The organism is Chitinophaga sp. (genome assembly GCF_039596155.1).
Classification (GTDB): Bacteria; Bacteroidota; Bacteroidia; order Chitinophagales; family Chitinophagaceae; genus Chitinophaga.
In genome coordinates this window covers 218843-231941 of the sequence record NZ_JBCNKF010000001.1, presented here as the reverse complement: position 1 = coordinate 231941, position 13099 = coordinate 218843, and the positions used below count along the sequence as shown (strand labels likewise).

At 45.9% G+C, this 13099-nt stretch carries 11 protein-coding genes; 7 read left to right on the top strand and 4 right to left on the bottom strand.

Features of this window, described 5'->3' with window-relative positions:
- Positions 1-91: 91 nt before the first annotated feature.
- The gene (gene pfkA, locus ABDW33_RS00850) at positions 92-1072 is read left to right on the top strand and encodes a 6-phosphofructokinase (RefSeq protein WP_343688172.1); all 981 of its coding nucleotides are present in this window, start codon (positions 92-94) and stop codon (positions 1070-1072) included.
- Between the two features lie 10 nt (positions 1073-1082).
- On the top strand, positions 1083-2522 hold the full coding sequence (gene pyk, locus ABDW33_RS00845; RefSeq protein WP_343688171.1) for a pyruvate kinase: 1440 nt from the start codon (positions 1083-1085) through the stop codon (positions 2520-2522).
- A gap of 75 nt (positions 2523-2597) precedes the next feature.
- Here the strand turns inward: pyk and ABDW33_RS00840 are convergent, their stop codons facing one another.
- Entirely contained in the window at positions 2598-5372 is a 2775-nt protein-coding gene (locus tag ABDW33_RS00840; protein ID WP_343688170.1) for a TonB-dependent receptor, read from the bottom strand.
- A 223-nt stretch (positions 5373-5595) separates the two neighbouring features.
- Here ABDW33_RS00840 and ABDW33_RS00835 point away from each other — a divergent pair, with 223 nt between their 5' ends.
- From ABDW33_RS00835 to ABDW33_RS00820, 4 genes are all read left to right on the top strand, one after another.
- On the top strand, positions 5596-6585 hold the full coding sequence (locus ABDW33_RS00835) for an AraC family transcriptional regulator (protein ID WP_343688169.1): 990 nt from the start codon (positions 5596-5598) through the stop codon (positions 6583-6585).
- Positions 6586-6625: 40 nt separating this feature from the next.
- Positions 6626-7984: an NAD-dependent succinate-semialdehyde dehydrogenase gene (locus ABDW33_RS00830; RefSeq protein ID WP_343688168.1), complete on the top strand. Its 1359-nt coding sequence runs from the start codon at positions 6626-6628 to the stop codon at positions 7982-7984.
- A gap of 50 nt (positions 7985-8034) precedes the next feature.
- Complete coding sequence (gene coaA, locus ABDW33_RS00825; RefSeq protein WP_343688167.1) at positions 8035-8979, top strand: type I pantothenate kinase; 945 nt, start codon at positions 8035-8037, stop codon at positions 8977-8979.
- 164 nt (positions 8980-9143) lie between these two features.
- Positions 9144-9674 (top strand): YceI family protein, encoded by a 531-nt coding sequence (locus ABDW33_RS00820; RefSeq protein ID WP_343688166.1) that lies wholly within the window; start codon positions 9144-9146, stop codon positions 9672-9674.
- A 174-nt stretch (positions 9675-9848) separates the two neighbouring features.
- On the opposite strand, the gene ABDW33_RS00815 is transcribed toward ABDW33_RS00820, so the two are convergent.
- Complete coding sequence (locus ABDW33_RS00815) at positions 9849-11117, bottom strand: hypothetical protein (protein ID WP_343688165.1); 1269 nt, start codon at positions 11115-11117, stop codon at positions 9849-9851.
- A gap of 41 nt (positions 11118-11158) precedes the next feature.
- On the opposite strand from ABDW33_RS00815, the gene ABDW33_RS00810 reads away from it, so the two are divergent.
- Positions 11159-11893 carry a GntR family transcriptional regulator gene (locus ABDW33_RS00810; protein ID WP_343688164.1) on the top strand — a complete coding sequence of 245 codons (735 nt, stop codon included), beginning with the start codon at positions 11159-11161 and terminating at the stop codon, positions 11891-11893.
- A gap of 105 nt (positions 11894-11998) precedes the next feature.
- On the opposite strand, the gene tssD is transcribed toward ABDW33_RS00810, so the two are convergent.
- Both tssD and tssO read right to left on the bottom strand, forming a co-directional pair.
- Entirely contained in the window at positions 11999-12388 is a 390-nt protein-coding gene (tssD, locus tag ABDW33_RS00805; RefSeq protein WP_343688163.1) for a type VI secretion system tube protein TssD, read from the bottom strand.
- Positions 12389-12570: 182 nt separating this feature from the next.
- On the bottom strand, positions 12571-13083 hold the full coding sequence (gene tssO / locus ABDW33_RS00800; RefSeq protein ID WP_343688162.1) for a type VI secretion system TssO: 513 nt from the start codon (positions 13081-13083) through the stop codon (positions 12571-12573).
- Positions 13084-13099: the final 16 nt, after the last annotated feature.

Genomic DNA, 13099 nt, shown 5'->3' with positions numbered 1-13099 from the left:
TGACACATTTGGGGTATAAACCGGGCATCACAGATTCAACGTCGGGAAATTCCCACATAAAACAACGTAGAGAGGGAAATATAACATAACTATGAAAAAAGTTAACAACATTGCGGTCCTTACATCAGGCGGAGACGCGCCGGGCATGAATGCTGCCGTTCGTGCGGTTGTAAGAGCGGGAATTTACAATCAGCTGAATGTTTTTGGCGTCATGTATGGTTACAGGGGAATGTTGAAGAACGAAATCTTTCCTTTGGAGTCTAAATCTGTTGCCAACATCATACAGCGGGGTGGAACTATCTTAAAGACAGCCCGTTGTAAAGAGTTTTACGAAGCCGAAGGCCGCAAAAAAGCTTACGAGAATTTAAAGAAGCACAACATTGACGGTATAGTGGTGATCGGAGGCGACGGTTCTTTCAATGGAGCCTGCAAATTGAGCCAGGAGTTTGATATCCCTTGTATTGGTTTACCTGGTACAATTGATAAAGACATTGCTGGATCTGACTTTACTATTGGATTTGATACGGCTGTGAACACTGCAGTAGACGCGATTGACAAGATCCGTGATACAGCTGATGCGCATGACCGTTTATTTATTATAGAAGTAATGGGCCGTGATGCTGGTTATATAGCCCTTCACAGTGGTATTGCTACTGGTGCTGAGCACATTATGACTCCTGAGCACACTATTGATGTGCAGGACATTATCTTGGATCTGCAGGCAAATGAACGCCGCAAGAAATTAGTTAATATCATCGTAGTAGCAGAAGGATCTGCTGCAGGTGGTGCAGAAGCCGTGGCACGCCAGATTAAGGAACAATGCCCTCAACTGGATACCCGCGTAACCATTCTCGGACACATCCAGCGTGGTGGTACCCCTAGCTGTCAGGACCGTATCCTGGCCAGCCGTATGGGTTACGCAGCTGTAGATGCGCTGTTGACTGGCACTTCCAATGTTATGGTAGGAATTGTAAACAACAAAATCCATTATACACCTCTGGAACAGGCCATCAAAGCCAAAGAACATATCGATCCAGAATGGTTTAAAATTGTAAAAATACTTGCGAGTTAAAATAAGAGCTATGAGTACACAAGATATATCTAAACACAAAACGAAGATAGTTGCCACAGTAGGACCGGCATGCGACACTTACGAAAAATTACTGGCCTTGGTAAAAGCCGGCGTAAATGTGTTCCGCCTGAACTTTTCACATGGCTCTCACGAAGACAAGCTGCGCATTATTGAGCACATTCGTCGCATCAATGAGACTGAATCTTTCAACGTTGCCATCCTGGCTGACTTGCAAGGTCCTAAACTACGCGTAGGTGAAATCGCTAACAATGCACTGCCGCTGACTCCGGGTATGATCCTTACCTTCGTAAATGAGAAGGTAGTTGGTACTGCAGAAAGAATATACGTATCTTATGCTGACCTGCATAAAGATGTAAAACCAGGCCAGAAAATCCTGCTGGATGACGGTAAGATTGAAACTGTCGTAAAAGAAATCACTGCTGCAGGTGAAATCAAAGCTGAAGTAACCCTGCCAGGCGTATTGTCTTCTAAAAAAGGCTTCAACCTGCCAGATACTAAAGTATCCCTGCCTGCACTGACACCAAAAGATGTGGAAGATCTGGAATTCATCATCGACCATAACTGTGACTGGGTTGCCCTGTCATTTGTAAGAGATGCTGCTGACCTGCAACTGATCCGCAAACGCCTGAAAGAGCGTAACTCCAAGATCAAGGTAATCTCCAAGATCGAAAAGCCTGAGGCTATCGTAAACCTGAAAGAGATCATCTGGGAAAGCGACGGCGTAATGATCGCCCGTGGTGACCTCGGTGTGGAACTGCCAGTTGAGCAGATCCCAATGATCCAGAAAGATATTATCCGTAAATGTATTCACCGTGCTAAGCCGGTAATCGTGGCTACCCAGATGATGGAATCCATGATCGACCGTACCCGCCCTAACCGTAGCGAAATCACTGACGTAGCGAATGCGGTGCTGGAAGGTGCTGATGCCGTGATGCTGAGCGGTGAAACTGCTACAGGTCAGTTCCCTGAACTGGTTATCCAGACTATGCGTAAGATCATCGGTGAAGTAGAGAAAGAAGAAATCATCTACAACCGTAACCTGATCCCTCACCGTCATTCTCCCACCTTCCTGAGCGATGCACTTTGCTACAACGCCTGTAAGATGGCTGAAGACCTGGAAGCCAATGCACTGGTTGGTATGACCCAGAGTGGTTACACCGGCTTTATGCTGAGCAGCTACCGTCCACGCTCTCCGCTGTTCGTATTTACCAAAGAAAAGTCGCTGGTGAATCAGCTGAGCCTGAGCTGGGGTGTACGTGCATTCTACTACAATGAAGAAATCGGTCTGGACAATATCATCAACGATCAGATCAGCATCCTGAAAGATAAGGGATTCCTGAAAACGGATGATGTAGTTGTCAATACTGGTTCTACTCCGGTAGCAGAGCATCTGCCAACGAATACTATCAAGGTTTCTAAAGTTCTGTAAGCACTTTAGCAAAATATAAAACAGGAAGGGCTCCCTTTAGGGGAGCCCTTCCTGTTTTATACGAATTCTATTGATTTAGAAATCTAATACGACCCTTGTAAACAACCGCATGCCATTCACGCCCATCTGCACCGGATCCCAGGCACCACCCGCTTCGCCGTCAAATGCTGACAGCTTGGCTCCTTTCACATAACCTAAATCAGGATGAACATTAAACAGGTTATCCACGCCTATAAACCAATTGATATGCCTGTTGAATTTATAACTCGCATATACATCTGTCACGACTTTACCTTTGTATACAAATAACTCTGGTACTGTCTTTCCTCCTTCATCCAGCTCTACGATCGGGTTGATACCGGTACCTGCAAGATCGCCGGAATAACCGTAACCAAACAGGGAGATCTGTCCGAAGTAAGTAAGATGGGAACCAAAGCTAATTTTATTGATCCCATATTCCAGGTTCAGGCCCATCTTCACCGGCGGTGCAGAAGCCTTCACAAAGCGCTGCTCACGGTCACTGAAGAATGATTGACGATGCACGTAGCTATCGTTCAATTTGGCAGGCACATTGATCTGGTCGATGTTCATGTGCTGGATATTGCCGGTGAATAATCCACGGAAATGCTGATTACCCCAGCGTTTGTTATAATCCACCACGAGATCTACCCCATAGTTGGTGGTGTTTACTGCATTGGCAAAGAACTGAGCATTGTCGATGTGCAGACTGTTTAAGGTATTGTATACTTCCGCATCCAGGGTGGTATCGCTGGCGCTGAACTGACCGGAAAGCACGATACGATCTTTTACTTTCACATAGTAACCATCTATGGTCAACGTCAGTACAGGTGAAGGCTTCCAGGTGAAACCGAGACTTGCATTGATGGATTTTTCCTGTTTCAGATCAGGGATCCCGGCGGCCCTGGTGATAGCATTATAGTTAGGCGCGATCTTGACTTCAGAGATTGTACCGCCCTGTACGTTGGTATACTGAGAACTGTAGTTGATCTGCTGGAGCGACGGTGCCCTGAAGCCGGTGCTGACAGATGCACGGATATTGAAGTCATTCGTGATCTTGTAGCGGGTAGCGAGTTTATAGTTGGTAGTGAAACCGAAGTCGCTGTAGTTTTCTGCCCTTACAGCAGCACCAATCAGCCATTTCTTTGTCACATCCCATTCAGCATCCACATAGCCCGCTATGTTGCCGCGATTGGCCGCCACTTCATCACTGGGGCGATAGCCGGGGAATCCCTGAGAACCGGTGGCTTTATTGAAACTTGGATCGTAGTTGGTGTATGAGGCCTCTTCGCCGGCATAGATGCTATATCTTTCATAGCGGTATTCTGCACCGAAGGCAAGGTTCAATGTATTGATCGCTTTGGTAAAGGTCACATTCGTGGTGTTCTGCAGGAAAGAGAATCCACCATCATCGAAATGAGTGGGTGTTTTTGCACCCAGAGAGGCATTGAAGGTCTTATCACCAAAGAAGTGAAAATTGTTTCTGCCGAGGGTATTACTCACATCCCAGGTCCAGCCTTCACCAAATTCACCTTTTACCCCAACGGCGGCTGAAACATCGCTGACATGGGTTTGAATATGAGGATCGAAAATGGTGTCGCCTGGTACAGCATACATGATATCTTTAAAGAAGATCAGTTTCCCGTCAGCATCGGTGGGGAAACGGTCAGGATGTCCTGCAAAAGAGCGGGAATAGGCAAAGGCATCGGAGCTTTTATAGTTATAACCGCCGAATGCGTAAAGTGATGTTCTACCTGTGCCCAACGGAACTTCCAGGTTGATCATTCCTCCTCCATTTACCCGGGAGCCATCGCCGGCACCTCTTCTTACACTGTTCACAGGCAGACCATCTTTGGAATTCAGGTCTGTATTGAGGTTTTGCCGGTAGGTTTTACCCTGCATGAGGAAGTTGCCCGAAAAGTTCAGGAAACCGCCGTTTTTACCCAAAGGAAGGCCATAACTAAGGCCCAGGGTACCTGTATTCCCATCAATCGGCACACCGTATTGATATTCGGATTGTTTACGGCCAAACCAGGTATTGTATTTATGGTCATAATAGCCGGCATAACCTGCGGTAACATTGAGGTGATTCACATCTTTTTTGAGGATAATGTTGATCACGCCTGCAATGGCATCGGATCCATATTGTGCGGAGGCGCCATCGCGCAGGATTTCGACCCTGTCGATAGCGGCTTCTGGGATGGCGTTGAGGTCTGTGCCTGAATTACCACGGCCACGGGTGCCATAAACGGCAACGAAGGCGGTTTGATGACGTCTTTTTCCATTCACCAGCACCAGGGTCTGGTCAGGCCCAAGGCCCCTGAGGGTAGCCAGGTCAATCATGTCTGCACCATCGCTCCCACTCTGTTTGTTATAATTGAGGGAGGGGGCGGCCATGTTTAAGACAGCTGTGAGGTCCGTCTTGGCGGTGGGCAGGGCTGCCTGCGCAATGGGTATTACATCGACAGGAACAGCGGTTTCAGTCCTGGCCCTACCGGTACCACGACTTCCTACCAACACGATCTGGTTCAGTTCCGAGACGGCGGAAACGAGTTTTACATCGACGACGGACCTCCCATTGACCGCAATGGCCTGGGGCGTGAACCCGATAGCACTGACCTCCAGGATATCGCTTCCTTTGGCCTCGATCGTATATTCACCGGACTTGTTGGTTAAAGTGCCGGAGCTACTGAGTTTGACCCTTACAGTGATTCCTTCTAATGCTGTGCCGGTGGCGGCATCGGTGACTTTTCCGGTTACTTTTTGTTGTGCGGTGGCTACAGTCAGGCAAAGGCATAACATTGCCAGACAGTACACGATTTTGGTTGACATAATTACAAGTTTGGGTTGGATTAAATATAACCAATTTGGGGGAGAATACTATTACTCACTTAATTGTAATCCTCCCTTCTTTGATGTTAACAGCCTGCCCGGGAACTTTGTTGCAGCCAGCCATTACTGTACCTACATGATGCTCATGCTGAAATGATTCCCGGCGGCTTATTTATAAGTATTTTGAGTACCAACAGCCAAGGTCAACCGACTATTATCTGATATGAATTTAATCAGACAGGCAGAACAACAAATTTTCGCCGACTTTATAGAGGTAGAGAATGTCCCCACAATTATGCATTCTTATATTATTCCCCATGCGAGAAGAACAGTATACGGCAATGCCCGTGTATTTGTATTTAAGCAAATGCTGGAAGCAGCCCCCTTTCGTGTGTGGCAACACCACGTTATTACTTCGCGGGTTACAGAAATTCATCCCAGTGTGGAATCACCGGGGTTACATCTGGGAGTAACGCTTAGTTCACTACAGGTATCTTCCGCGATGCGGGGAGGAATGATAGAAGATATACAACAGGGGGATCTGAATTTGTTCTATGCCAGCCGTGAAGAAAAAGCGGTATCGATACATCCGGGTACACATTGTTTTTTACATATTGAGTTTAGTGAAGCCCAGCTTCATTCACTAGCCGATAGCCGGTTTATAAACGATACGATTTTACCTGCTCTTGCAGATCGCCTGGAGGATGGCGGAATAATCAATCACACACCTGTACAACTGGATGCCTATGGTTCACTGCTGCTTGATCAGATCAGGCATCCGATCGGTGGTAATGCATTTGCGCGCAGCAGGTATGTGAGCAAGCAATGTGAATTGCTGCTGGTACATTTCTTTGCACAGTTGCAACAAACACCAATGGAATATCAACCGCTGACTGATAAAGATCTGGATAGTATAGATAATGTAAAGGCACATATCAAAGCCCATACTACCGGTATTTCAATTGCGGAACTGTGCCGGCAGTTTGATATTACTCCGGATAAATTACAGAATGGATTCAGGTACTTATATGGTACAAATGTGGAAACCTTCGTGATCTTATGGCGACTGGAAAAAGCAGCTATGCTTTTAACCGGTAAGGAGGCTGACCTGGCAGCCATAGCAACCGAAACAGGCTATGCTCATGTGGATACTTTTGTGAATAGTTTTACGCGGTATTATAATTGTACTCCTGACCAGTTCAGGAAATTATAATCGTTACTTTTACACCTTACGGAATCAAAACTTTATTCACATGAGTACCTTCAAGAGTATTAACCCGTACACACAGGCAACCATTGCTGAATATACAGCGCACACACCATCAGAACTGGAAGAAAGACTATCGAAAGGGCACCAGGCGCACCGGGCCTTAAAGCAGGCTTCGCTGGAGCAGCGTTGCAGCTGGATGCAACGATTGGCAGCGCTGCTAAAAGAGCATGCAGATGAACACGCCGCCATCATCACCCGCGAAATGGGGAAGACACTCAAAGAAGCAAAAGCGGAGGTATTAAAATGTGCTACATCTGCAGAATATTATGTACAAAATATCGGTAGCATGCTGGATGCGAAGATCATCCAATCTGATGGTCAGCAGAGTTATGTAGCCTATGAGCCGAAGGGAATCATTCTTGCTATAATGCCATGGAATTTTCCTTACTGGCAGGTATTCCGCTTTGCAATTCCTAATATCCTTGCGGGCAATGCCGGGATACTGAAACATGCCAGCAATGTGAGCGGTTGCGCGTTAGCGATTGAGCAGGTATTTCTGGATGCAGGTTTTCCGGAAGGCGTATTTCAGAGTGTGCTGGTAAATTCAAAACATATAGAGCCACTGATCGCTGACGAACGTATACAGGGGGTGACCCTGACAGGTAGTACTGCTGCCGGTATGAGTGTAGCAGGATTAGCGGGGAAGTATATTAAAAAGACGGTGTTGGAGCTGGGAGGCAGCGATCCGTTCATTGTACTGAAAGATGCCAACCTGGAAGAGGCCGCACGTATTGCTGTAAAGGCACGTTTTCAGAACGCAGGTCAGTCCTGCATCGCTGCAAAGCGTTGGATTGTAGACCAGGCCATCGTAGCTGCATTTACTGAACAGGTGACCACACTCATACAGCAAATGAGCCAGGGTGACCCTACCTTACAGGAAATTGACATGGGACCGATGGCACGTCCGGATCTGGCAACGGAATTGGGCCATCAGTTACATCAATCCATAGAACAGGGGGCGCAACTGATCACCGGCGGGCAGCGATCCGGGGCGAACTTTGCCCCTACCCTGCTCAGCAATGTAAAACCTGGTATGACAGCTTTTGACGAAGAAACTTTCGGCCCACTGGCAGTCATCATCACCGCTGATAATGAACAACATGCCATCGCACTGGCAAACCAGACGCCTTACGGGCTTGGCGCTTCTTTGTGGACCAGTGACCTGGATAAAGCAAAAAAACTGGCTACACAGATTGATAGCGGCAACGTATTTATCAATGCCATGGTGCGTTCGGATGCCCGCCTGCCTTTTGGTGGCGTAAAACAATCCGGGTACGGCCGGGAACTTTCGCTGGAAGGCACACATGAATTTTTGAATGTTAAAACGGTTTACATAGCTTAGCACCCTGAAACAACGGAATCGAATCAACAGGTCAACAGCATCTAAACTAAATGACACGGAACAACTACGCTCCCTATATCACTATTTCCCGTGAAGAATGGGCAAATAAAAGTGATGAACCGATGGAACACCTGATCAAAGATCTGGACAAGTTGCATGGGTTAAATGAGCCGCTAACAAAGGAAGAAGTTACACAAATCTACGTGCCGCTGTCACGCTTGCTAAATCTGTACGTAACGGCAGCACAGGAGCTGCATGCAACCACCAATACTTTTCTGGGAAGCCGGGTAACAAAGGTGCCGTATATCATTGGTATTGCAGGTAGTGTAGCAGTGGGGAAAAGTACTACAGCGCGTGTATTGCAAAGGTTGCTGGCCGCCTGGCCCAATCATCCGCGGGTAGCATTGGTAACGACTGATGGATTCCTTTATCCCAACAGGGTATTGGAACAGCGGGGTATCATGAATAGGAAAGGTTTTCCGGAGAGTTATGATATCAGGCGACTGGTGCAGTTTCTGGCCAACCTGAAATCAGGGAAAGAGAAGGTGGCTGCACCGCTGTATAGTCACCTGGAATATGATGTGCTGGCGAACGAAATGCAGTGGGTAGAATCGCCGGATATCGTGATCGTGGAAGGGGTGAATGTATTGCAGGTGAGACCGAGGCCACAGGGGTCACCGGAGCCAAGTATTTTCGTATCGGATTTCTTTGATTTTTCAATTTTTGTGGATGCGGAAGACAAGGACCTGGAAAAGTGGTATATAGAGCGGTTTAAGTCATTGCGGACGACGGCATTTTCTAACCCGGAATCTTATTTTCACAGATATGCACATTTGACTGACCAGGAATCGGAAGAGATAGCGAGGAAGATCTGGAATGAGATTAACAAACCGAATTTAGTACAGAATATACTGCCTACGAGATTCAGGGCAAGTTTGATCCTGGAAAAAGGGAACCATCATTTTGTACAGTCGTTGAAGTTAAGAAAGACTTAAAATTTGAGTGCCCGGCGACAGGAAAAAGTGCGGCTTACTTTAGTCGCTTTGGCCACTGAACCGGGATTGCTTAACAGCAAGATATTTTGAACGGTTTTGCCTGATGGCAAAGCCGTTTTTGTTGGAGCTTTTTTTGCATACATTTAGCAAAATTTTCGAGCACAATGAAAAAACTCCTCCTCCCTGTAACTGCCTTTATTATTTTGGTTGCGTCAGCATTTACCGTCCTCTCCGGACCGGATTATAAAATTGCTGCTGGCTATGCGGTTAAATTTTCGGCTTCAGGCGCCAATGGTATTTTCAAGGATTTAAAAGGTAAGATTGTCTTTGATGAACAACATCTGAATACTTCCAAATTTGATGTAACGATTGATGTAGCCAGTATTAATACCGGCAATGGATTGAAGAATACACATGCCAAAGGTGAAAAATGGTTCGATGCAAAGAAGTATCCGACGATTACATTTACATCTACAGAGATTACGAAATCAGGCAGCGGTTATGTTGCTAAAGGAGAGTTGACGATGCATGGTGTAAAGAAGCCACTTTCCATCCCTTTTACATTTGCAAAAGCTGGTAACGGGGGTACGTTTACAGGAAAGTTTGATGTGAACAGAAGTGATTTTGGTGTAGGTACACCCGGAGGAAAAGTGGATGATATCATTAAGCTGGAAGTGAATGTTCCGGTAAACTAATTTGTTATTATACAGCTGGTTGAAAAATTAACGCCTGCAATAGAACATTTTTAAGTTAAAGCAGTGCAATAAGTTCCGCCAATGATTGTGGATGCTACAGGCATCGATAATCATTGGCGGTTATCTTTTAGGGGAATTACCAAATATGTACAAACATATAAACAAACAGCCCCGTTATTGCTGGTGAGCGGCCCAATTCTTCAACGTTACGATAGCATCGTACAACACACCTGCCTCTCCTCTAAAATCCCCTGATCCTTTCGGCTCCCCGGTTTGCACATCATACCACTCATAAAAGCCATGGTGGCTGAGCGCACGATCCAGCATGGGACTTAGTTCCGTATACGCTTCTTTTACCAAACCGTGTTCGGTAAGTGCCTGTATCATCCTGCCGCCAAACCATGTCCAGTCACCTGCATTCTGGTAGACATAGGGTTTCATATTGGGGAATTCCTTTTCAGGATAGGGTGGGTATACGGTGATGCCGATGGTGGCGTATTTCTCTTTGGCGGCGGCAGCCAGCATTTGCTGATTGATGTCTTTGATCTCTCCTGCAGAATGAAAGCCGGCGAGAATAGCAGTCGCAGTGCCCCCGGTGTAGAGGATATCTGCCTCTTTAAAATCAGGACTGAAAGGGCTGCCGTTCAAATAGAGATGTGGCAGATACTTCCCGGCAGTGGCTTGCCAGAGATATTTGCGAACGTTCTTTTTGAGCTGTGTGTATTGGGTGAGATAGTTCTTGTCATGGGACAGTGCAGCATATTCTTTGAGCGCGATGGCGTACATGGCATTATCATAAATATCAATGGACCACTTTGTATGATCATTGATCACAACACCCCAACCCTTTTCCGGCTGCACATCTCCCCAGTCAATCGTGGTGGCACCGGTTACAAGGTTATATTCCGGTGACCAGCGGTTTGTGTGAACATATTGCAGGGCAGCAGCGAGGCGCCGGAGCACGGTTTGATGATCGATCACGATGTGAAGGATACTGGTATCGCCGGTATGTTTGATGTATTTGTATACAGCCTGCACCAAAGAAGACTCCTGGTCTGTTTCGACAGTGTTCTTGTGGGCAGCCCATTCAGGTGCCAGGTCGGAATAGATGTACTCATATCCTGCCTGGGCCTTTTGCCGGGGTATCATACCATCCACGATATTACCATCTTTGCCCTGCATTTTGAAGAAGAGCAGGAGCATGTCTTTTACTTTGTCTTTGTCATGGACGGCTAAAGATCCGTTGATAAAGGTGTTGAAGTCCCTGATCCAGACCTCCCCGTAGCTGGTGCCGGCAGTAAAACCGGTGAGCAGTTGTAACGCCATGTTCTGAATGGTATCCAGCCGGTGATCGGCTAAAATTTTATCAGCGAGTTTTTTGTTTTGCGCGCCTGCATGGAGGGCGGTAAGCATGATGATAGCGAAGAAGACCTTTTTTCTCATAGTATGTATATACATACAAACATAATGATTAATTTTAGCAGATGGAAATAAGTATTGATCATCAGAATCCGGTTCCTTTACACATTCAGGCGGAGCAGCTTTTGCGGAATATGATCCGGGATCCGAAGTATGCGGGAGGGCAGTTTTTGCCGAACGAGGTAGAGTTGGCAAAGCAACTGGCGATATCCAGGTCTACTTTGCGGCAGGCGCTGAATAAACTGGTATATGAGGGACTGCTGGTGAGAAAGAAAGGGGTAGGCACTAAAGTGGCTGAATTAGAGCGGATCAGTTCGAAGGCGAAGAACTGGATCAGTTTTACGCAGGAAATGCAGGCAAGGGGCTTAAAAGTGCGAAATTTTGAGTTACATGTGACATGGGTGTTGCCGGATAGTGACACGGCAGCGTTTTTTAAAATTCCGGCGACGCAGAAGATCCTGAAGCTGGAACGATTGAGGGGAACACCTGAGGGGCCGTTTGTGTATTTCATTTCCTGGTTTCATCCCCGGATCGGGTTGACAGGTGAAGAGGATTTTAAGCGGCAGTTGTACGACATCCTGGATAAAGATTACGGTGTAGTAGCGGTATTATCAAAGGAGGAGATCAGTGCGAGAACAGCAGATAAATTCCTTGCAGGAAAATTAGAAATTGATGCGGGGAGTCCGGTGTTGTTCAGAAGGCGATTTGTGTATGATAAGAATGACTGGCCGGTGGAATATAATTTAGGTTATTACAAAGCGGATAGCTTTATCTACACGGTAGAAAGCAGGAGGGAATAAAATAAAAGCAGAAAGCTGGAGAGAATAAAGTAAAATATATAAAGCCCTTCCGCGCCAGCAGAAGGGCTTTTAAAAAGGCATAATTTTCTTTAGCAAATCATACCACTACTTTACCCATTCATTAATATGGGAAGCATTACCCATGGCAATTTCACGGGCAGAGATAGTGAATGAAACCATCATCGGGTTCTGGTTGTCAGCATCGAAAGTTTCTTCGAACTTTACCAGGTAACCTTCCTTGAAGTTGAGTGATTTCAGTTTAGCATCAGAATCTCTTTTGTAGAATGTGATAGTACCATCCTTCCTTTCGAAGTTGTTGACCATCCATTCAAACAAATCGGTATCACCATTAGATTCTACTACTAAACGGATGCGGCCACCGCGGGTAATTGCTGAAGGGCGACCAGTTGCATCTACTTCTTGGGTGAGGTCGTAGCTACAGTGTTTTACAACCATCTGTTTTCCTGCTACTTCAAACACGGATTTGAATGACATGGGTTAAATGTTTAAGGTTTACAATAAAGAATTACTAACTAAGGGCTATTTATTTATGTATGTATTTATGATGCCCAAAACTAAAAATAATTCTTCGGATAGCCAAGCCTGAACAGCCATAAAACCCCACTTTAACAAATTATATTTTTAATCATTTATCATTAATGATATGTATAAAACTATTACCTGCTTCTCATTAACTGCCTGTTGTAGTCCAGCTCACTTCTGGCATTTTCGAGTTCTTTATTGAGATCATTGATCTTTTCTTTCAGCTCCGCGATGCTCTGTTGTGCGTTGGATAATCCACGTAATTGCTGCTTACTTTGTTGCAATAAAAGACAATTCTGAATGATGTTTGCATACAGTCCATAATGTGTCACTGCATCTTTAGGTATAGAGTTACGCATACTCACCAGATCCTGAGCGATTACCTGGTCCATATAATTTGCATTCTGGTTAGGCAGATTGATGGAGTCAAGATTGTTTCTAACTCTTTCCAGCTTTGCCAGGAATTCTCCCTGGAATGCCTGTTCCTGGCGGAATGTAGCCAGCTCCTTACGCAGCTCTGCATTCTCGCGGCTTGGCACCTGGAAGTTGAAAAATATAGCCAGGACAAACAGACCTACTGTAACGATAAAAAATAACAGGAACCATAAAAAAGCGGAGGTTCTTTCCTGTTTGTTCAGTACACGCATGTGATATTAAATTGAG

Excerpts from the sequence above, each read along its gene's own strand:
- pfkA (WP_343688172.1), top strand. The coding sequence starts at position 92 with ATGAAAAAAGTTAACAACATTGCGGTCCTTACATCAGGCGGAGACGCG.
- pyk (WP_343688171.1), top strand. The coding sequence starts at position 1,083 with ATGAGTACACAAGATATATCTAAACACAAAACGAAGATAGTTGCCACA.
- ABDW33_RS00840 (WP_343688170.1), bottom strand. The coding sequence starts at position 5,372 with ATGTCAACCAAAATCGTGTACTGTCTGGCAATGTTATGCCTTTGCCTG.
- ABDW33_RS00835 (WP_343688169.1), top strand. The coding sequence starts at position 5,596 with ATGAATTTAATCAGACAGGCAGAACAACAAATTTTCGCCGACTTTATA.
- ABDW33_RS00830 (WP_343688168.1), top strand. The coding sequence starts at position 6,626 with ATGAGTACCTTCAAGAGTATTAACCCGTACACACAGGCAACCATTGCT.
- coaA (WP_343688167.1), top strand. The coding sequence starts at position 8,035 with ATGACACGGAACAACTACGCTCCCTATATCACTATTTCCCGTGAAGAA.
- ABDW33_RS00820 (WP_343688166.1), top strand. The coding sequence starts at position 9,144 with ATGAAAAAACTCCTCCTCCCTGTAACTGCCTTTATTATTTTGGTTGCG.
- ABDW33_RS00815 (WP_343688165.1), bottom strand. The coding sequence starts at position 11,117 with ATGAGAAAAAAGGTCTTCTTCGCTATCATCATGCTTACCGCCCTCCAT.
- ABDW33_RS00810 (WP_343688164.1), top strand. The coding sequence starts at position 11,159 with ATGGAAATAAGTATTGATCATCAGAATCCGGTTCCTTTACACATTCAG.
- tssD (WP_343688163.1), bottom strand. The coding sequence starts at position 12,388 with ATGTCATTCAAATCCGTGTTTGAAGTAGCAGGAAAACAGATGGTTGTA.
- tssO (WP_343688162.1), bottom strand. The coding sequence starts at position 13,083 with ATGCGTGTACTGAACAAACAGGAAAGAACCTCCGCTTTTTTATGGTTC.